Source organism: Nonomuraea sp. NPDC052129 (genome assembly GCF_040680095.1).
GTDB lineage: Bacteria > Actinomycetota > Actinomycetes > Streptosporangiales > Streptosporangiaceae > Nonomuraea.
On sequence record NZ_JBFAVX010000030.1, the window covers coordinates 1 to 19,049 of the forward strand.

At 68.7% G+C, this 19,049-nt stretch carries 17 protein-coding genes; 11 read left to right on the forward strand and 6 right to left on the reverse strand.

Annotation, left to right across the window (positions count from 1 at the left end):
• The 4 genes from AB0L53_RS43535 to AB0L53_RS43550 all read left to right on the forward strand — a co-directional run.
• Window positions 1-578 (forward strand): sensor histidine kinase (locus AB0L53_RS43535; RefSeq protein WP_364007745.1); only part of this gene is annotated, 578 nt, incomplete at its 5' end.
• A 120-nt stretch (window positions 579-698) separates the two neighbouring features.
• On the forward strand, window positions 699-1,220 hold the full coding sequence (locus AB0L53_RS43540) for an RNA polymerase sigma factor (protein ID WP_364007748.1): 522 nt from the start codon (window positions 699-701) through the stop codon (window positions 1,218-1,220).
• Entirely contained in the window at window positions 1,217-2,353 is a 1,137-nt protein-coding gene (locus AB0L53_RS43545) for a CU044_5270 family protein (protein ID WP_364007751.1), read from the forward strand. Before AB0L53_RS43540 ends, AB0L53_RS43545 begins: the two co-directional genes overlap by 4 nt.
• 212 nt (window positions 2,354-2,565) lie before the next feature.
• Entirely contained in the window at window positions 2,566-4,605 is a 2,040-nt protein-coding gene (locus tag AB0L53_RS43550) for a cellulose binding domain-containing protein (protein WP_364007754.1), read from the forward strand.
• Window positions 4,606-4,844: 239 nt separating this feature from the next.
• Here the strand turns inward: AB0L53_RS43550 and AB0L53_RS43555 are convergent, their stop codons facing one another.
• Window positions 4,845-5,333 (reverse strand): MarR family winged helix-turn-helix transcriptional regulator, encoded by a 489-nt coding sequence (locus AB0L53_RS43555; protein WP_364007757.1) that lies wholly within the window; start codon window positions 5,331-5,333, stop codon window positions 4,845-4,847.
• An 85-nt stretch (window positions 5,334-5,418) separates the two neighbouring features.
• Between AB0L53_RS43555 and AB0L53_RS43560 the strand changes: the two genes are divergently transcribed.
• On the forward strand, window positions 5,419-6,006 hold the full coding sequence (locus AB0L53_RS43560; protein ID WP_364007760.1) for an NAD(P)H-dependent oxidoreductase: 588 nt from the start codon (window positions 5,419-5,421) through the stop codon (window positions 6,004-6,006).
• 12 nt (window positions 6,007-6,018) lie between these two features.
• On the opposite strand, the gene AB0L53_RS43565 is transcribed toward AB0L53_RS43560, so the two are convergent.
• Window positions 6,019-6,624 (reverse strand): hypothetical protein, encoded by a 606-nt coding sequence (locus tag AB0L53_RS43565; protein ID WP_364007763.1) that lies wholly within the window; start codon window positions 6,622-6,624, stop codon window positions 6,019-6,021.
• Between the two features lie 47 nt (window positions 6,625-6,671).
• Window positions 6,672-7,490 (reverse strand): hypothetical protein, encoded by an 819-nt coding sequence (locus tag AB0L53_RS43570; protein ID WP_364007765.1) that lies wholly within the window; start codon window positions 7,488-7,490, stop codon window positions 6,672-6,674.
• On the opposite strand from AB0L53_RS43570, the gene AB0L53_RS43575 reads away from it, so the two are divergent.
• Window positions 7,477-8,664 (forward strand): hypothetical protein, encoded by a 1,188-nt coding sequence (locus AB0L53_RS43575; RefSeq protein WP_364007768.1) that lies wholly within the window; start codon window positions 7,477-7,479, stop codon window positions 8,662-8,664. The two genes, AB0L53_RS43570 and AB0L53_RS43575, sit on opposite strands and share 14 nt — an antisense overlap.
• Window positions 8,665-8,679: 15 nt before the next feature.
• Here the strand turns inward: AB0L53_RS43575 and AB0L53_RS43580 are convergent, their stop codons facing one another.
• A complete protein-coding gene (locus AB0L53_RS43580) occupies window positions 8,680-9,069 on the reverse strand; it encodes a TraR/DksA C4-type zinc finger protein (protein ID WP_364007771.1) in 390 nt (129 codons plus the stop codon).
• A 166-nt stretch (window positions 9,070-9,235) separates the two neighbouring features.
• On the opposite strand from AB0L53_RS43580, the gene AB0L53_RS43585 reads away from it, so the two are divergent.
• The gene (locus AB0L53_RS43585) at window positions 9,236-10,249 is read left to right on the forward strand and encodes a hypothetical protein (RefSeq protein WP_364007774.1); all 1,014 of its coding nucleotides are present in this window, start codon (window positions 9,236-9,238) and stop codon (window positions 10,247-10,249) included.
• A gap of 51 nt (window positions 10,250-10,300) precedes the next feature.
• Here AB0L53_RS43585 and AB0L53_RS43590 read toward each other — a convergent pair whose 3' ends face one another.
• Complete coding sequence (locus AB0L53_RS43590; protein WP_364007777.1) at window positions 10,301-11,083, reverse strand: hypothetical protein; 783 nt, start codon at window positions 11,081-11,083, stop codon at window positions 10,301-10,303.
• Window positions 11,084-11,478: 395 nt separating this feature from the next.
• Here AB0L53_RS43590 and AB0L53_RS43595 point away from each other — a divergent pair, with 395 nt between their 5' ends.
• The 4 genes from AB0L53_RS43595 to AB0L53_RS43610 all read left to right on the forward strand — a co-directional run bounded on the left by AB0L53_RS43595 (window position 11,479) and on the right by AB0L53_RS43610 (window position 15,829).
• Window positions 11,479-11,856: a hypothetical protein gene (locus AB0L53_RS43595; RefSeq protein WP_364007780.1), complete on the forward strand. Its 378-nt coding sequence runs from the start codon at window positions 11,479-11,481 to the stop codon at window positions 11,854-11,856.
• Window positions 11,857-11,896: 40 nt separating this feature from the next.
• Window positions 11,897-13,090, forward strand: a complete 1,194-nt coding sequence (locus tag AB0L53_RS43600) for a serine hydrolase domain-containing protein (protein WP_364007783.1) — start codon at window positions 11,897-11,899, stop codon at window positions 13,088-13,090.
• 250 nt (window positions 13,091-13,340) lie between these two features.
• Window positions 13,341-14,834: an AMP-binding protein gene (locus AB0L53_RS43605; RefSeq protein ID WP_364007786.1), complete on the forward strand. Its 1,494-nt coding sequence runs from the start codon at window positions 13,341-13,343 to the stop codon at window positions 14,832-14,834.
• A complete protein-coding gene (locus AB0L53_RS43610) occupies window positions 14,831-15,829 on the forward strand; it encodes a hypothetical protein (RefSeq protein ID WP_364007789.1) in 999 nt (332 codons plus the stop codon). Before AB0L53_RS43605 ends, AB0L53_RS43610 begins: the two co-directional genes overlap by 4 nt.
• A gap of 1 nt (window position 15,830) precedes the next feature.
• Here AB0L53_RS43610 and AB0L53_RS43615 read toward each other — a convergent pair whose 3' ends face one another.
• A complete protein-coding gene (locus AB0L53_RS43615) occupies window positions 15,831-18,920 on the reverse strand; it encodes a BTAD domain-containing putative transcriptional regulator (protein WP_364007791.1) in 3,090 nt (1,029 codons plus the stop codon).
• Window positions 18,921-19,049: the final 129 nt, after the last annotated feature.

A 19,049-nucleotide genomic window follows, 5' to 3' on the forward strand; every position in this document is an offset into this window, starting at 1 on the left:
CTCGTGCGTTGCTGGGGACCAACGCGCGTTATGAGCGGTTGATCGAGGGGTTGCTGCTGCTGGCCCAGTCGGAGCAGGAGCTCGCCATCCGCAAGCCCGTGGAGCTGCCGCAGATCGTGCGGACCGTGCTGGAGCAGATCGAGCTCGCCTCCACGAAGCGGCACATCACCGTGCACCAGGATGTGCGGCAGGCCGTGGCCGTGGGCGACCCGCTGTTCCTGGAGCGTTGTGTGTTCAACCTGCTGGAGAACGCGATCAAGTACAACGTCCGCGGGGGTGAGGTGTGGTTGCGCCTGCGGCAGGAGGGAGACGAGGCGGTGGTCGTGGTGGAGAACACCGGGCCGCAGGTCTCGCCGTACGAGGTGGACGACCTGTTCGAGCCGTTCCGCCGGCTGCAGGGCGACCGGGTGCGGTCGGCGCGTGGCGCGGGGCTGGGGCTGTCGATCGTGCGGGCCATCGTCGGGGCGCACGGCGGCACGGTGACGGCCGTGGGCCGGCCGGAAGGCGGCCTGGCGGTGACCGTACGGCTGGCGGGCGCGGCTCACGTGACCGCCGGCCGCGCACGAGGGCGGTCATAGGTGCCCTCTTTGCCTGAGCGGTAGGTCATCCGGATATTTCTTGACTGGCGTAACAACGAAGATGCTCAGACCACTTCCTGGTGTCAGAAGAACCATGTCCGGGATTAAGGGGCTGAGGCGGTGACGGATGATTCGCACCGGTTCACCAGCATGTACGACGAATGCCGACAACGCGTGTGGGCGTACGTGGTCAGTCGCGCGGGCCGGCAGGTGGCGGACGAGGTGGTGAGCGAGACGTTCGCGATCGCCTGGCGGCGGCTGGACGACGTACCGGAGCCGGCCCTGCCCTGGCTGCTGGGAGTCGCGCGCAACGTCCTGCGTGACAACATCCGCGCGGAGACCCGGCGGGAGGCCCTGAACGCGGAGCTGCGGGCCTGGACCGAGGGCGACGTGGCCGACCAGGTGACCGAGCGGCTCGGCGTACTGCGCGCGCTGGCCGAACTGCCGGAGGACGACCGGGAGATCCTCATCCTCATCGCCTGGCAGGGCCTGTCCCCCAAGGACGCGGCCCTTGTCGTCGGCTGCTCGGCGGCCGCTTTCCGCGTACGGCTGCATCGGGCCCGCAAGCGGCTCAAGCAGGCGATGGAACCGACGGGACGGTCCCGGCTCCGGGTGAAGAACCTCAGTGAGGAGTGGTCATGAACCCCATCGACGAACTACGGGCGGCCCGGCCCGCGCACCTCGGCGACGCGCCGGTCGACACGCGCACCAGGACCAGGGAGCTCTCGAACGCCATGTCCAAGCCCCGGTCGGCCCGGCTGCCCCGGCGCGGGGCCGCCCGGCCGCTGTGGAGCTTCGGTCTCGTCGGCGCCGCGGCCGTAACCGCCGTGGCTGTCGTGGCCGTCGCGGTCTCCGGCAGCGGCGGTACGCCGCCGCGAGCACCCGAGCCGGCTCCCGCGTCCACCTCCACGGTGCGGCTCTCGGCTCGGGACATCCTGCTGGCCGCCGCCGAGAAGGCGGACCGCCAGCCCGCTGGCACGGGCGCCTACTGGCACACGGTGTCCGTGCGGCGGACCCTGTTCCCGGCCGTGGGCGCGGGCTACCTGGTCATGGACCGGCAGCGGAGCGAGGGCTGGACGCCCCGCGCCACCGGCGGGGACCAGTGGGGCAGCGCCAAGCCGCTCGGCGCGCGACCGGCCACCGCCGCGGACGAGCAGGCGTGGAAGCGGGCCGGTTCCCCGGCTGAGATCCAGGTCTCGGTGCCGGGCAAATCACGGCCGATGACCCTCTCGACCACGCCGGGAAGGACGCAGACCGGCCACAGCCCGCTGACCGACGGGGACAAGGTGTTCTGGCTCGGCCGGAATGTCACCATGAAGGATCTGCTCGGGCTGCCCTCCGACTCGGCCGAGCTCAAGGCGTGGCTGCTGCGCTCGTACGACGGGCATGACACCGAGTCCGCCGACGAGCCGATGCCGGCCGACATGTGGCTCTTCGACGTGAGCGTGGGGTTGATCACCGACATGCCGGTCACTCCCCAGGTACGCGGTGCCGCCTTCCGGATGCTCGCCGGCCTCGACACCGTCGACGTCATCGAGGGCGTCACGGACGCGGAGGGCCGCCAAGGCTCGGCCGTGGCGATCGAGGAGCACACCAAGGGCTCCGGCGTCGTGGAGCGGCGGCTGATCTTCGACCAGGCGACCGGGCGGGCGCTCGGGAACGAGAGCGTCGTGGTGAAGCCCGGCGGCCGCCAAACCGCCCTACCGGCCGGCACCGTGTGGAGTTCGCAGGCCGTACTGGAAGCCGGCTGGACCGACCACAAGCCGTCCTCCTGACTCCGCCGCCATGACCGCCCCTGCCCGCTGGGTGGGGGCGGTCAACATGCGGAGGCCGGATGATGGTGTGGGGCGGATCCGCGGGTCGGCGGCCGGTCGGCGTGAAAGTTTCACCGTTGGTTGACGGGCATGACGCCACACCCCATGATCATGTTGCCGCCTGGCAGGAGGGGGCGTCGAGTGAATGCCGCTACCCATGGCGAGGTGCACCGATGCCGAGATTCGCATTACGAGCCGCGTCCGCCGTCCTGCTGACGCTGACCGCCCTGAACGTCCCCGCGGCGCATGCCGACGAGGTCACCCCGGTCGCGGTGACCGTCAACGCCCGCGCCGCGCTTGCCACCGTCCCGGAGACCGGCATCGGCACCAACCATGCCATCTGGGACACCAACCTGGGCACCAACGCGACCGCCGACCTGCTCAAGGACGCCGGGGTGAAGCTGCTGCGCTATCCCGGCGGCTCCTATTCGGACATCTACCACTGGGCCACTCACACCGCCCCCGGCGGCTATGTGGCGCCCAACACCGACTTCGACACCTTCATGAGTGGTGTGCGCCGCACCGGGGCGCAGGCGATGGTGACCGCCAACTACGGCACCGGCACCGCCGACGAGGCCGCGGCCTGGGTACGCCAGGCCAATATCACCAAAGGCTATGGCGTCAAATACTGGGAGATCGGCAACGAGAACTACGGCAACGGGCACTACGGCTCCGCCTGGGAGGCGGACGATCATGCCGACAAGAGTCCGGCCGAGTACGCCCGCCATGTCGTGACGTACGCGGACGCCATGAAGGCGGTCGACCCCACCATCAAGATCGGCGCGGTGCTGACCACGGCCGCCAACTGGCCCGACGCCATAGTCGCCGACGGCGACGACGGCACCTGGAACAAGACCGTCCTCTCGATCGCCGGACCGAAGATCGACTTCGTGATCCTGCACTGGTACCCCGGCGCCCTCGACAAGGCCGCCCACGTCCCCGACATGATTCAACTCACCCGCCAGCAGATCGCGAAGTACGCCGGGCCCGGTTCTGAGCGGATCGGCATGGCCATGACCGAGTTCAACACGGGATCCAGCAGCGGCGGCATCACCACCCAGCCCGGCGCGCTGGCCGCCGCCGACGCCTACGCGACGCTCCTGGCGAACGGGATCTTCACGGTGGACTGGTGGAACGTCCGCAACGGCATCGGCAACATCACTCAGGTCGAAGGACAGACCGATTACGGTGACTTCGGCCTGCTGTCGAGCGGTACGTGCACCTCCGACGGAAGCGTCTGCGAGCCGCAGCTGAACACTCCCTTCGCGCCCTACTACGCCCTGCAGATGATGAGCAAGTTCGCCCGCCCCGGCGACCAGTTCATCCGGGCCGCGACCGGCCAGGCGAAGGTCACCGCGCACGCCGCCCGCCGCCCCGACGGTGACCTGGCCGTCCTGTTGATCAACACGTCCTCCGACACCTCCTACCCCGTCACCATCGGCTACTCCGGCTTCAGCCCGGCGTCGGGGGCGCCGACCGTACTGACCCACACCAACGGTGCCACGAGCATCACCGGTTCGACCGCGGGCAGCGCGACCAGCCAGACGCTGCCGCCGCTCTCGATGACCACCGTCGTCCTGCACCCCGCCACGCCCCAGACCGGCCGCCCGGGCGCGCCGGGACAGCCGACCGCCGCCGACGTGACGGACCGGGCCGCCACGATCTCCTGGCCCGCCGCCTCCCCCGGCGCCCGCCCGATCGCCAAATACGAGCTCCACCGCCAGAACGGAGCCATCAGCGAGCAACTCGGCGAAACCACCGGAACCTCGCTCACGGTGAGCAACCTCACGCCGGGCACCCGCTACACGCTCAACGTGATCGCCCGCGACACTGGCGGCGGCGTCTCGTGGGCCTCCCCGCCGCTGACCTTCACCACCGGCACCCCCGCTTCGAGCTCCTGTACGGTACGACTGACCGTCCAGACCGACTGGGCCAGCGGCTATGTCGGCGCCATCGACGTCACCAACAACGGCGCGCCGATGAACGGCTGGACCTTGGCCTTCACCTGGCCCAGGACATGGCAGAGCCTGGGCAGCGGCTGGAACGCCACCTGGACGCAGAACGGGCCGGACGTCAAGGCCGTCAACGAACCCGGAAACGGCTCGCTACCGACCGGGGCATCGACCACGATCGGCTTCGTCGGCAACTACAGCGGGCCGAACGTCCTGCCGGGCGTTTTCACCCTCAACGGAACCGTCTGCACTACCCGCTAGGGCGGTGACTCCAGGTCCCCCAGGTGCTTCGTCCCACGGACCGTCTCTATCCCTGTGGCGGTCCGTGGTGGCTAGGGTCCCTTGGAGTGAAACCCCCTCCGGGGGTGGGGAAGAAGACAGTCCGTGGTGGCTGGGGGTCCTCGGAGGGTTACCCCCTCCGGGGGAGCGAAGGATGACGGCCCGTAGTGGCTGGGGCCCTCGGAGGAACACTCCCTCCGAGGGGCAGCGTCCGGCCTGCTCTAGAAGACGTGGTCGTTGGCGGCCTCGCCGCGGCGCGGCTCGATACGGTCGACTACCTGCTCGCTCCAGGCCCGCATAACCGCGGCCTGCTCGGGCGTGAGCGAGTCGAGGAAGTAACGGCGGATGTTGCCGGCATGCCCGAGAATGGCACTCTCTGCGAGCTCGCGGCCCTTGGCGGTCAGCCCGATCCCCGTGCGGCGGCCGCCGGCCCCGCTCTGGGTCGGCTCGACGAGGCCGCGGTTCTCCATGCGGGTCAGCTGGTGCGAGACACGACTCTTCTCCCAGGCGAGCGACTCGGAGAGCTCCCCGACGCGCATCTCGCGGCCGGGTGCCTTCCACAGCGTCACCAGCACGCTGAACTCAGCCTTCGAGATGCCGCAGTCGCGCTGCAGACCACGCTCGAACTCCCGGGCAAGCAGGCGTTGCGCGAGCATCCAGGTGTGCCAGAGCTCCCACTCCTCGGGTTCCAGCGTACGGGTCTCCGCCATGGCGGAAATCATACCGACCAAGAGAGTTGACGCGTCAACTCTGCCGGTCCTAGAGTTGACGCGTCAACTCTCTCGAAAGGGCGTCATGGCACTCCGCATTGGCATCATCCTCGGCAGCACCCGACCCGGACGCCGAGGCGAGCAGATCGCCTCCTGGGTGCTCGACACGGCGCGCGCTCACGGTGGCGCCGACTACGAGCTGGTCGATCTCGCGCACCACCCCCTCGGCAACCTCGACGAGGGCGGCAATCCGAACCTCCAGCAGTACGAGCACGCGCACACCCGCGAATGGTCCGCACTGATCGACGGTTTCGATGGCTTCGTGTTCCTTGTCCCGGAGTACAACCACTCCTTCCCCGGCGCGCTCAAGAACGCGCTGGACTACGTGTACCGGGAGTGGAACGACAAGGCCGCCGGCATCGTCAGCTACGGCGGATGGGCTGCCGGAGTCCGAGCCGCCGAGGCCCTCAGGCTCGTGCTCGCCGAGCTCCAGGTGGCCACGGTCCGCGCGCAGCCCGCCGTCCCCCTGCTCCCCTCATTCGCGACCGGCGTTTTCGTCCCCGGCGAGGGTCTCGACGCCGCGGTCCACGGCATGCTCGACCAGGTGATCGCCTGGGCCGACGCGTTGCGCGGAGTGCGCGAGGCCAGGCCGGAGACGGGCGCGGCGGCCTGAGGTCCTGTCGCGCTAGTCAGCGCCCGAGGGCCATCCCTCACCGGCGGTCCCCGCGCTCTCACGGACAGGGTCCTCCCATGTCGGGGAGAGGTACGGCGAATGCGCCGAGCGGTAGAGCACGACGACCAGGACCACGACAGTCGCGAACCAGGCGATGGCCGTGATCGGTCCCAGGTCGGCGTAGCCGTACCCGGCCAGCGTGCCGAGCACTCCCAGAACGGCCACGGCCCAGCGCAGCACGTCGAGGAGGGCGGCCCCTGAAATGTCCCCGCAGGGACGGATCCGTCTGACGATGGCCTCAGCGATCAGCCAGACCGCGAGCAGGGCGCCGAGCGTGTTGGCGATTCCGATCAGTTGCGTGAACGTGATGGGGGAAACAGCCAGGCTACGGCTCGGGCGCTCACCGGACGCGATCATGGCGATGAACGAGACGCAGGCCATGGCGGCAGCCATGGACCTGGCCCGGCTGAAGGGGTCGTCGACGGACCGCTGCAGCTTAGACAGCCCGGACGCGCACAATAACCATCCGGCGGGGTCGAACAGCAGGTCGAACCCATTGAAACTGAGGGCACCGAACGTGAAGACGAAACCGGTGGCGATCATCGCGGCAGGAGGCATGCCCCACGACCCTCCCGGCTGGCCGTTACCCACGGATGAGCTACCTGTCAGGGCCAATCTGGACTCACCGCGTCATTGCAGACCTCGGCCGCGAGACCTCTCTGCCAGGCGACCGGGACACTTCCGGTGAGTCCTGGCAGCCCCCATGAGTTGCCCATCACCTCCGCCGAGCCCGGACCCAGCCAGGTTCGGTAGGTGAAGCGGATCGGCTGGGGCTCGTGGGGCACCGCCGCGCAGTCAGTGATGACGATGCGCCTCTCCACGCTTTGCCGGTCATCGCCCTCCACGGCGACCACGGAACTCTCCCCTTTCGCCTGATCAGCAGGTAGCAGGCGGAGCCCAGGTATTTCCGCCGAGATGCCGGTGAGAACGAACGAGGCCATCCCCTCGTTTTCCAGCTCGATATACACGGGCGTCGACAGGACGCCATTCTGGTCCACCTCCGCGTGGAGGAACAAAGCCTCGAGACTCCACTGCACACGCGGAGTTATCGACCCGGTTCCCCAGAGGACTGCCGCGACAATCACCAGCGTCAGGCCGCCGGCCGCCATAGCCGATAATCGCGAACGCTGAGCACGCCACGTAGCGATGCCAAATTGCCGCCATATATCATCCGAACTCACGATATAGCACCATATATGGTGGCACTTCGTGACGGTACCTCCGATGATCTCCTGGGTAGTCGCCGTGGTCACCGTGCTGATGGCGGCCGTACCGGTCACATCGGAGCGGCTCACCAGGTTCGCCACGCTGATGGGCCTTTCCGTCACGGCGGCCAACGCCCGCCAGGTCATCGACCATTTCGCCGACTTGCGCCGACGGCGGCTGATCGCACTCGTCCCGGCTGTTCCCTTGGCCTGTTTCACCAATGACCCGCTCTATCTGGTGCTGGGCTGGTGCGCCGTTTCCGTCTTCCGCGATGTACGACCACCGGCCCCAACGCTCCCTGCCCATGACGACGCGAACATGTATCGAACGGCATGGCTGCTCGGCCTGGGTGGCGCCGTGGTAGCGGGCGGTTATCTGCTGGCGAGCCAGGACATCACTCCGGCGCGGCTGACCCATGCCGCCATCGTGATTATCGTGGCGGCGGCCGTACCCCGCGCCGCTGGAAAACTGAGCGCCCGGCCCGAAGCACCGGATGAGGCGGACCGGACCATCCGCGAATGGTCGACGCGGAGCGTCTATCTGGCGGGAACGGCAATCGTGCTTTCGGCCACGCTGCTCACTCCTGGGCACCCGCTACAGGGTGAACTGCCCGAATACACGCCGCCCTTGTCGTTCCCGGATTATCGGGCCGAGTTCAGGACGGTGAGCGAATACAAGCGACCCACCTGTCCGTGGACAGACCAAAGGGACGACCCTTGCCGCACGTGGATGGTGAACAAGCAGCCATTCCCGCAGGCCGCGCCGTACATCATCAGGAAAGGCGGCGCGCCCCAAGCGGCACCGTTCGTGCGCAGTTCCGACAAGAAGGCCGTCGTCTACCTGGACAGAAACGATCGACGCATGGTGTATCAGGACGCCAAGGGCATTCATTACCTCACCGCCGCTCTCCCGGACACGGCGGTGCCGACGGCGACGTTCGCCGGCCAGAGCAGGTACATCGCCCTGGCCAAGGACGGCGCCCAGGTCACCGACAGCAAGACCTGGACCACGGTGTCACTCCCCGGCGCCCGGAAGGTCCATGACCTCAACGAGAGCGGGATCGTGGTGACGACGCAATCGCAGGTGCTCGTTCTCGATCACCGCGGACGGACGCGGATGACCCTTCCCCTCGGGCCTGACGACAGCTACCACCTCCGGGCGGACGGCAGTCGCTTCGTGATCATCGGAGGCCAGGGCACACGGGTCGACACCTTCGCCCCAGAGACCGGCAAGCGGCTGGCCAGCGTCCCTCTCAGGTTCCCCGGCGACGACTTCCTTGACGTCGCCCTCGGCTGGTCGAAAGAGGGCCCCTTCTTGGTCCGCAGCGGCTACAGCGAACGCGTCTATTACTTCGACCTGGCGACGGGCAAACTCTGGCGACGCAGGACCTGAGCCACCAGGCGCTGGTCAGCGGCGGTGGTGGGCGGCGCAGCTGACGCACATCTTGGCGGCCGGCAGGATCATCAGGCGCTCGATGGCGATGCGTTGCCCGCATTTCGCGCAGATCCCGTACGTGCCGTCGTGCAGCCGCTCGACGGCCAGGTCCAGGTCGACGAGGTGCGTCTGGGCCTGGTCGAGCAGGGCCTCAACGTGGGCCCGCTCGAAGGCGGTGGACGTCCCCTCGGGGTCGTGCTCGTCGTCGGCGGCCGACTGCGCCGCCGACTGGACCATCTCGTCCCGATCATGGCCCAGCACCACGATGCGGGTTTCGGTCCTTTGACGGTCGGCGTCGAGCAATTGTCGGATGGTCGCCTGCTCCGAGGGGGAAAGCGCGGCGTCCCGGTGTTGTGTGGTCATCACGGTCCCTCACCTTCACTTCCAGGGTACGCGCGGTGTCGCACATCCATACGTGAAGGCCGAAAGGCTTGCGCCACGCCTCCATCGTGCCGCCTTAGGCTGGCGAAATACGCTGTGGTTGACTTATTGCTACCAAACGACCACTCTGCGTAAGGAGCAGTTGCTCATGGACCTCACCCTCGCCAGCATCCGCGTCGCGCGTAACGCCGATGGACGCCTGGAGGCGTTCGCCCGAGGCGCCGACAGCACGGTGAAGCACGTCTGGCAGCTCACCCTCAACGGCGACTGGGGCGAATGGCGCAGCCTCGGCGGCACGTTCGGCACCCCTCCGACCGTCTTCCGGAACGCCGACGGATGTCTGGAGGTGTTCGCCCCGGACACCGAAGGCCGTGTTCAGAACAAGCGGCAGGAGTCCCCCAACGGCGACTGGGAGGACCATTGGAACGACCTCGGCGGCCAGTGTCTGGGCGGCGAGATCGCGGTGTTCCAGAACGCCGAAGGGCGACTGGCCCTGTTCATGCGCGGAGCCGACAGCACCCTGCAACACTGCTGGCAGACCATGCCGTACGGCGAATGGAGCGGGTGGAAGGACCTGGGCGGCGAACTCCGCAGCGACCCGGCTGTGTTCCAGACCGCCGACGGCCGGCTGGCCGCCTTCGTACAAGGCGGCGACGACACCTTGCAGTACATCTGCCAGACCAACCGCTACGGCGCCTGGGGCGACTGGAAAGACCTCGGCGGCAGCCTGGTCGACACTCCGGCGGTGTTCCAGCGGGCCGACGGAGGGCTGGAGGTATTCGTACGCCGCTCCGGCGACGCCTTGTGGCACATCGGACAGACCGCCGCCAACGGCGACTGGGGCGATTGGCAGTGGCTCAAGGGCGGGAGCACCACCGGCACCCCGGCGGTCTTCCAGGACATGCACCGCCGCCTCGTCGTCCTCACCCGGGGCACCGACTCCGCCGCCTGGCAGATCTGCCAGACCGCCACCGGCGGCTGGGGGCCGTGGAGCAGCCTCGATGGCGTGCTGGACAGCAACCCGCAGCTGGCCGCCACCTACGACGGCCGCCTGGAGGCCTTCTACCTGGGCGACTACGTCCTGTGGCACAAGTGGCAGGAGGCGGACGGATCCTGGTCGCCCGAATGGGTATCGCTGGGAGGCAACATCATCGGCTTCTGAACCCACGTGTACGTGCCTGCGCGGTCGGCGCAGGCACGTACGTTGGCGCCGTTACGCGCCCGTGTACGCGGCGATCCGCTGGCAGTCCTTCTCGGAGAGCGGCTCCATCAGGCCGGCGTGCTCCTGCGAGAAGCGCTCCAGGAGCGTTTCCAGGTCCTCGATCGCCACGGTGATGTCGATGGACTCCAGACCCCGGCTCGCCTCGACGCCGGCCGGGATCGGGACGGTCATGCTCTTCGTCTCCCCGTCATGCTCGCTGGGGAAGGCGAGGTTGGCCAGATTGGCGAAGGTGTCACCGGCTCCGTTGATGTTGAGCAGGACGATCCCCAGCAGGGCCAGACCGCCGAGGACGGTGACCAGGATCGTCCTGTCCGACGCGTTCACCGTCACTTCGATGTAGGGGCCGAGTTTGACCGTCACACCCGCGGGAACGTTGGTCCCCTGCGCCTGGATGGTGGCATGCGTGTTCGCACGTGCGCCTGGGGCGGACATCACCTCCACAGGGGTGATGATGAGCTGGTCCTGTTCCGCCTGGGCGTACACATTGAACGCCTCTGTTATGTTGAACCGCTCGCGCCGCGGGATCATATAAGTGTTGGCGGCTGGTACCTCGCCTCGGCCGGCCGGGAAGTGGATGCCCATCGGGACGTCCCCTTGATTGGCCGCGTAAAGTTTTCCGTTCTCACCCACGAAGAAGATGGCTTGGCCGATCTCGGGATTCACTCCGGAACCTTTTGGGCCGAGGTGAACGAGTGTGCCATTGGCACCCTGAAGCATTCCCGCGATCTTGCCGATGGTCGTACCCACAGATAGGGCGGTCTTCAGCCAGTCCATGATGGACCTCCTTGACGTGCGATTGTTCCGGCTACGGCAATGACAGCGGTTCCATTGGCTCGCGAATGTCATGCCTCATATGCGACCGAAGACTTCCATCCCGAATTTCCGTGATCTTCGGCACCATATAAGCCGAAAGTATCAAGAGCTGCCGCGTTTCACGGACAGCCCGCCCCGCTCGCTTCTTCCTGGTTTTCGTAAGGTTTTCCCATCTATCCCCGAAGTCGCCATAATCAGGCCCCAGCGGAAACTTCGTCTCCGCCGTTGACGATGTTCCTCGCACCGGTCTATCGTTGTCTACGACAGAGACAAGGTTAGGCCGCGCCCGGTACAGCACCTCGGGCGTGGTAGTCATGAGATCCACGAAGGAGGCCGGACAGAGAAGTTGGTGCATCATGACCGAGCACTACCTCGGCGGTATCGGCATCGCCGAAGCGCTGGGAGTGAGCCGGCACGCGGTGCACAAATGGCGCTCCCGCTATCCGAGCGATTCGACTCATCCGTTTCCCGAGCCCGACGTCGAGATCGACGGGGTTCCCGGCTGGCGGGCTGATCGACTGGCGGAAATAGTGCGGTGGCGCAACGGCCTGCCTGGCCGTGGCGCGGGCGGGGGCCGTCCTTCCGCCGCACGTCAGGAGTACCTCAGGCACGCGGCGGCGCGCGGCCTGGAGCGGGGCGAGGCGCTGCGCGCTCTCCTCGCGTTCACCGAAGAGTTTCCCGAGATGACCGAGCCGGAAGTCTGCGCCTGGCTCATCGAGAAGTGGCGCGACTAGCACTTCCCGGCGACGCCACAAGACCGGAAGGCGATGACACATGCCCGAAATCGGCGGCAGCACCGCACCAGGATTCGAAGAAGTGCGTACGGCATTCGCCGCCAATCTGGCCGGCGGCCAAGAGGTGGGCGCCGCGGCGGCCGTCTACCTGCACGGCCGGAAAGTCGTCGACCTGTGGGGCGGAATCGCCGATCCCGAGACCGGCCGTCCCTGGGAGCGCGACACCCTGCAAGTCGTCTATTCCACCACCAAGGGCATCACCGCCGTCTGCGCGCACCTGCTGGCCCAGCGCGGCGAACTGGACCTCGACGCACCCGTCGCCGACTACTGGCCGGAGTTCGCGGCGAACGGCAAAGACCGCATCCCCGTCCGCTGGCTGCTCACCCACCAGGCCGGACTGCCCACGATCGACCACCCGATCACCCCGGCGGAAGCCATCGCCTGGGACCCGATGGTGACCGCGCTGGCGGCCCAGCGCCCATCCTGGGAGCCGGGTACCGACCATGGCTACCACGGGCACACCTACGGCTGGCTGGTCGGCGAGGTCGTCCGCCGGGTGAGTGGCCGCAGCCTCGGCACGTTCCTCGCCGAGGAGATCGCCGGGCCGCTCGGCCTGGACCTGTGGATCGGGCTGCCGAAAGCCGAGCGGCATCGGGTCAGCCGGATCATCTCCACCCCGCTCGGTCTGGACGCGCTGGCCGGGATCGACCTGGACGCCCTTCCCGAGCCCATGCGCGAGGTGATGGCGGTCTATACCGATCCGACGTCGTTGACCGTGCGGTCCCTGATGACCATCATCACGCCCGCGCTGGACCACAACAATCCCGACGAGCAGTCCGCCGAGATGCCCTCGACCAACGGCATCTGCACGGCCCGCGCGCTGGCCCGCTTCTACGCCGCGCTCATCGGCGAGGTCGACGGGCAGCGCATCCTCTCCCCCGAGACCTTGGCGGCGGCGACCGCGGAGCAGGTCAGTGGTGTCGACCGCATCCTTCGGGTACCCGTCCGGATCGGCACCGGTTTCGGCCTGCCGACACCCGACGCCTTCTGGTACAGCCCGACCGCCTTCGGGTTTCCCGGCATGGGCGGATCGCTCGGCTTCGCCGACCCGGCGAGCGGCCTCGCGTTCGGCTATGTCATGAACCACATTCAGGAAGGAACACCTGACCGTAGAGCCGCCACCCTCCTCGACGCGGTCCAGCGCGCGATGGAGAGCGCTGACCTGCGCCGATAGTGGCCGTGTAGCGATCGTGTAGGCCCCCCGACGACAGTCGTTCCTGGCCCTTACCGGGGCAGGAACGAAGGGAGAAGTCATGGTCAAGACGGCCAGGTTCTACGCGCGCTACGTCGTCAGCGCCCTCTCCACCGCCGTGTTCAGCCTCAACGGCTGAGGCTCGGTCCCTCCTGACGGCTCCTGGGAGCGGCTTCGTGCCGCTCCCAGGGACCGTCGTGTTCCATGACCACCGCGCAAAGGATGGGACAGGATGTTCGGGACAGCCGCCCGGCAGATGGGGTACGCCTGGTCGATGCTGGCGGGCCGCCGGTTCCGGGTGAAGGACGTGACCGCGCTGGTCGAAGACCTCCGCGCGACCTTGGAGGAGTTCGGCTCCCCCGGGGAAGGCGCGGGCGAGATGCTGACCGCGCCCGACCCTGAGATGCAGCGCGACCTCGCCTCGCGCCGGCTCCGGCGGACGGTACGGTTGACCGCCCGCGACACCCCCTACTACCGGCGGTGGTTCGAGCAACACGGCATCGACCCTGGATCCATCACCTTGGAGTCCATGGCGTCGATCGAGCCGACGACGAAGGCCGCGCTGCGTGACCTGCCGTCCGCGTTCGTCGCGGACGGGGCCCGCCCGGCCGTACTCGCCCAGACCACGGGCACGACCGGTGTGCCGACCATGGTCTGGTTCTCCCGCTACGAGATCGACCTGATGTCGGGCATGTCGGCCTTGGCGCTGATGCTCGCCGGTGGACTCCGCTCCGAACATGTCTGGGCCAACTGCATCACCTCGCGCTCCATCGCCCAGATCCTCATCGAGCGGGCGGCGACCATGACCGGGGCGGCCTTCGCCCACGTAGGTCTCGTGGACCCCCGCGCCACGCTGGACCGGTTGGCGGTCCCGCTGCACGTTCCGGGCAAGCGGCCACAGGTGACCCACCTCAACACGACGGCCTCGTATCTCGCGGCTCTCGTCCAGGAGGCCGAGCGGGGCGGCTGGGACGCGAAGGACTTCGGCCTCGAAGAGATCCACTCCGGTGGCGAGGTCCTCACCGACGCGCTGAAGGAGCGGGCGGAGGCCACGTTCGGGGCTCGCGTCCTGGACAGCTACTCGATGACGGAGATCGCCCCCGTGGGCGGCCAGGTCTGCGGGCAGGGACACCTGCATCTCCCTACCGACCAGGGGCACGTCGAGGTCCTCGACCCCGAGACCTTCCGGCCGGCGGCTCCAGGGGCGCACGGTGTGCTGGTGGTGACGCCGTACACCACGTACCGCGACACGACCCTGCTGCTCCGTTATGTCACCGGCGACATCGTCAAAGTGCTGCCCGAGAGCGAGCAGCCTGCCTGCGAACTGGCCGCCGTACCGGCGACCTCGCGGGTCCTCGGCCGGCTGTCACCCTCGTCCGTCACCACGCGCGACGTGCTGGACCTCCTCCAAGCGGAGCGCGAGATCCCGCTCCCGACGCGATACGTGCTGGAGGAGACCCGGTCGGGACCGGTGTTGCACGCCGTGGCCGGCAACGTGAGCCGCGCGCTGGTGTCCCGGCTGGAGGAGCGCGCGGCCGACCTGAGGCTTCCGCTGCGGGGTATTGAGCTCGTCGATGATCCGGCCGCGCTTCCCGGCCTCTGCCGGGTCCGCGCGGACCTGCGGGAGCACACGTTCGAGCACTTCACGGCCACCGAGTCCGCCCGGACGGGCAAGTCGGCCCTGCGGGCGGCCGCGGAGGCGGTCGCCGAGATGGGAGTCCGATGAGCGGCCTGATGACCGAGGCGGTCCTGCGCGGACTGGTCCTCTACCTGCTCATCCTGCTGACCATGGGTGTCGCCGCGCTCTACTTCGCCAGGGCGACGATGCCGCGCCCGCCGGTCGGCAGGTTCGTCTGGACCGACATCTGGATCATGGTCGTGGCGCTCATCGCCATGCCGTTCGCCTATATGCACATGCCGACCGGGGTCATCGTCACGATCTTCGGTGTGGTCGTCTTCACCGTGTCGCAACTCGTCCTGTCGCCGGTGCTGGGCGGCCGGAACGCCGCGCTGGCGGCCGCCCTGCTGTGCGCGGCGGACGTGGCCGCGTACTTCGCGCAATGGCCGACGGCGGTGCTCGTCGTCAACGACCTCACGATGATCCTGCTCACGGTCGGGGTCGCCAACATGTGGGCGCAGACGGGGATGCGGGCCGCCCACGTGGCGGGGCTGGCCGCTGCCCTGACCGTCTATGACGCCCTTGCCACGGGGGTGAGCTCTCTGACGGCTGATTTCGTGTCCCGGGTCGAAGGGTTGCCGTTCGCCCCGATACTCGCCACCGGCTACGGGCCGGTGTCGAGCCTGGCCGGTCTCGGCGACTGCCTGATGCTGGCCGTGTGGCCGCTGGTGGCGGCCAAGGCGTACGGCAGGACCGCCGGTTGGTGGGCCGCCGTGGTCGAGGGGACGTTGCTGCTGGGTCTGACGCTCGCCGTCCTGTTCACCGAGCTGGAGTTCGTACCGCTGCTCCTGCCGCTGGGGCCGCTGATCGTGGGACAGCACCTGTTCTGGCGGCGCCGCGAGCGGGCTCGCGCGCTGCGCGCCGGACCGGGGCGAGTCGAGCTCGCCCGGGCGCTGGAGGATCTCCCCGCCGACGCACATTCCTGGGTCGCGCTGCACGAAGGAGCGGTCGTCGCGACGGGGGCCGGGCCGGGTGCGGCCCGGCGGGCGGCGCGGCAGGCAGGCGTCACAGCCGTGCCGGTCGTCCGGGGAACGGGCGGCTGAGTCACCTGGCGGGCACCTGGCGTGGGTGTGTCCGCAAGGTGGCGAGGAAGGCGCTCACCTCCGACGCTTCCCCGGAGTCGACGCTGTGGAAGATGGCCAGCGCCTCGTTCCAGACGGCCACGGCGGCGTCCGGGGCACCGAGATCGGCATGGACGCGGCCGATCTCGCGCAGGACTCGGGCGCGCCAGAGCGGCATCTCCCGTACTCCCAGCACGTCGAGCGCGTGCGTCAGGTGCCGCAGCGCCTCTCGCGGAAGACGGCGCCGGAAGGCGACCTCCCCGAGGGCGTACGCCGTGAGCGTCTCACCGTACGTGTCGCCGAAGCGCGCGAAGCTGCGCCCGCAGTGCGTGAGCGTCCGCACCGCCTCGTCGAACCGTCCCACCGCGCCCAGAGCCTCCCCCAGCCGGCGCTCGGTCAAGGTGGTGATGATCGGATAGCCGTGCCTGCGGCTGAGCTCAAGGCTCTCCTCATAGCGCCGGATCGCCTCCGTCACCTCGCCCTTGCTGTAGTGGGTGATGCCCAGGGCCCGGAGCAGGATCGCGCGGGGGTACGCGGTGCGGGCGCCGCGCGCCAGCTCCAGCCCACGATGGCAGACCTCGGCGGCCTGGTCGTGGTGGCCGAGCTCAAGGTGGATCGAGGTCAGGTGGATCAACGCGCTGAGCAGGCCGCCATGATCGCCCAGCTCCTCGAACAGGTCGACCGCGCGCGTGGTGCGGTCCAGAGCCTCCTCGAAGTCCGCGAACACATGGCGGCAGATGCCGAGCCCGCTGAGCGCGTACGCGGTGGAGTGCCGGTCGCCCAAGCGCTCGAACGGCTCCAGCAAGGACTGGAACTCCCCCAGCGCGTCGCCGAACATCCCACGCTCCACCATGAGATCCGCCCGCAGCAGTCGGGTGGTCAAGATCGCGGGGGTGAGCTCCAGCCGGGTCGCGGCGGCGATGACGGCATCGTGCACCCGGGTGGCCTGGTCGAAGAAGCCGTGGATCCGTAGATAGGCCGTCAGATAGTAGGCCAGCTCGCACGCGAGGGCGGGTCTGTCCAGCGCGGCGGCGAGCTCGACCACCGCCACCATGTTCCCGCGCTCCTCCATCAGCCACCCGGAGTCGCACTCCCCTGCCGCCGGGCGGGACTCGCCGGCGCTCGGCGTGGGCGCGCAGGGTAGGGGGAGGTCACCGACGGCCGCCGTCACCCGGTCGAGGCTCTCGCTGACGAGCCGGAGCAGGGCCGCGCGCCGCTGCGTCTCGCTGTCCTCCGCCTCGGCCTGTTCCCATGCGAACGCCCGTAACAGATCATGCAGGCGGTATCGCAGACCGCCTGCGGCACAGGCTTCGGGCCCATTTACCAGACCGGCGACCACCAGGGCTTCCAGCGCGCGATCCGCCACATCCCGGGACTCCCCGAGCAGCGCCGCCGCCGCCCACTCGGGCACGCTTTCCAGGCCGCACAGGCCGAGCAGCCGGAACGTCCGCCGCGCCACGTCGGTGAGGGCGTCATAACTCACGGCGAAGTTGGCCCGAACCGTCTGCTGGCCCAGAGCCAGCTCGTCGAGGCGCCGCCGAGTGTCCTCCAGGCGGGCCGCGAAGTCGGACAACGGCCAGGCGGGCCGCGCGGACAGTCTTGCCCCCGCGATGCGGATGGCCAGCGGCAGGCGGCCGCAGGCGCGCAGGATCGACGCCGCCGCCTGCGGCTCCGCGCGCACGCGGGCCTGTCCGGCCGTACGTTCGAGCATCTCCACCGCTTCGTCCTCGCCGGGTACGTCCAGGGAGATCGCCTGAGCGCCGGGGAGGGCGAGCTGCGCGCGGGAGGTCACCAGGACCGCGCCACGCGCCGTGCCCGGAAGCAGGGGCGACACCTGCGCCTCGTCCGCCGCGTCGTCGAGGATGATGAGGATCTCGCGGTCCGCGAGGCGGGACCGGTACAGGGTGGCGCGCTCTTCGAGGGTGTCGGGGAGCGCGCTTCCGTCCACTCCGAGCGCTCTCAGCAGCTCCCCGAGGATGCGCCAGGGATCGCGCGGAGCGGGCGAGGCCGCGCCGAGGCGTACGTACAGCTGGCCGTCGGGGAAGGCGGGCCGGAGCAGATGCGCGAGGTGGATCGCGAGGGTGCTCTTGCCGAGTCCAGGGGCGCCCGACAGAGTCACGATCATGGGTGCGGAGGCCGCGGGGTCCCTGCCGCGCACAATCGAGGTAATCGTTTTCAACTCTGCGCTCCTGCCCACGAAATCAGCGAGGTCCGCGGGTAGCTGGCAGATGTGGTGCCACGTCGTGGAGTCGGGCACCGCTTTTGTCCCCGAGACTTTTGTCCCCAAGACGGGCGCGGCCGGTGCCTCATGGTCCTCCAAGAGGCTCGCGTGGAGTCGGCGTAACTCGGCGCCCGGCTCGACGCCCAGCTCCTCCACCAGGAGCGTCCGTACGCGCCGGTAGGCGTCCAGCGCCTCACCCCGCCGCCCGGCCCGGTGCAGGGCGAGCATGAGCTGGCCCCAGAAACGCTCGCGCAGCGGCTGCGCGTCCGCGATCTTCCGCAGCTCACCGATGAGCTGGTCATGCTGCCCGAGGGCCAGCCGGACGTCGATCCAGTCGGAACGCGCCTGGTACAGCTCCTCCTCCAGCTCGGCGATCCGGGGCGTCACCATGTCACCGAGCACGAGGCCCTCGGCGGGCCGGCCCCGCCAGAGCGCCACCGCCCGACCGAAGGCCCTCTCGGCGACAGCCAGCTCACCCCGCTGGACGGCCAGCCGCCCTTCGCGCGCCGCGTCAATGAAGATCAGCGCGTCGAGCTGATCGCGTTCGACGCGCAGCAGGTAGCCGGACCCTTCGGTCCTGACGATCTGGTCCCCGCCAGGAATCGCCCGTCGTAGCTGCCATACGTGGGTCTGGATGTTGGCCACCGCCGTGGCCGGCGGCTCATCCCACAGAGCGGCCACCAGAGCGTCCCGGGAGATCACCGTGTTGGCGTTGAGCAGCAGCGTGGCCAGTACGGCCCGAGGCCTGCCACGAAGATGGATCGGGGTCTGCGGCGTCCCTTCCGGGTAGACCTGAACGGAGCCCAGAACGGCGAAGTGGTACACCATGAAGTGCCCAATCCCTAGCGACACCTAGGAGAGATCCCTAGCGTAAGAATCGTCCATTGATACCATGTGGATCAAGCTTGATCTCGCTGCCCAGACTGGCTCGAAAAGCCGCATTATGGGATAATTGGGACATTCAGCCGGTTTTAGCCTTCC

What these genes read in the sequence shown, in the direction of transcription:
- AB0L53_RS43590 (WP_364007777.1), bottom strand. Translation starts at nt 11,083, where the DNA reads ATGGACTGGCTGAAGACCGCCCTATCTGTGGGTACGACCATCGGCAAG.
- AB0L53_RS43555 (WP_364007757.1), bottom strand. Translation starts at nt 5,333, where the DNA reads ATGGCGGAGACCCGTACGCTGGAACCCGAGGAGTGGGAGCTCTGGCAC.
- AB0L53_RS43580 (WP_364007771.1), bottom strand. Translation starts at nt 9,069, where the DNA reads ATGACCACACAACACCGGGACGCCGCGCTTTCCCCCTCGGAGCAGGCG.
- AB0L53_RS43565 (WP_364007763.1), bottom strand. Translation starts at nt 6,624, where the DNA reads ATGCCTCCTGCCGCGATGATCGCCACCGGTTTCGTCTTCACGTTCGGT.
- AB0L53_RS43585 (WP_364007774.1), top strand. Translation starts at nt 9,236, where the DNA reads ATGGACCTCACCCTCGCCAGCATCCGCGTCGCGCGTAACGCCGATGGA.
- AB0L53_RS43560 (WP_364007760.1), top strand. Translation starts at nt 5,419, where the DNA reads ATGGCACTCCGCATTGGCATCATCCTCGGCAGCACCCGACCCGGACGC.
- AB0L53_RS43605 (WP_364007786.1), top strand. Translation starts at nt 13,341, where the DNA reads ATGTTCGGGACAGCCGCCCGGCAGATGGGGTACGCCTGGTCGATGCTG.
- AB0L53_RS43610 (WP_364007789.1), top strand. Translation starts at nt 14,831, where the DNA reads ATGAGCGGCCTGATGACCGAGGCGGTCCTGCGCGGACTGGTCCTCTAC.
- AB0L53_RS43595 (WP_364007780.1), top strand. Translation starts at nt 11,479, where the DNA reads ATGACCGAGCACTACCTCGGCGGTATCGGCATCGCCGAAGCGCTGGGA.
- AB0L53_RS43600 (WP_364007783.1), top strand. Translation starts at nt 11,897, where the DNA reads ATGCCCGAAATCGGCGGCAGCACCGCACCAGGATTCGAAGAAGTGCGT.
- AB0L53_RS43545 (WP_364007751.1), top strand. Translation starts at nt 1,217, where the DNA reads ATGAACCCCATCGACGAACTACGGGCGGCCCGGCCCGCGCACCTCGGC.
- AB0L53_RS43550 (WP_364007754.1), top strand. Translation starts at nt 2,566, where the DNA reads ATGCCGAGATTCGCATTACGAGCCGCGTCCGCCGTCCTGCTGACGCTG.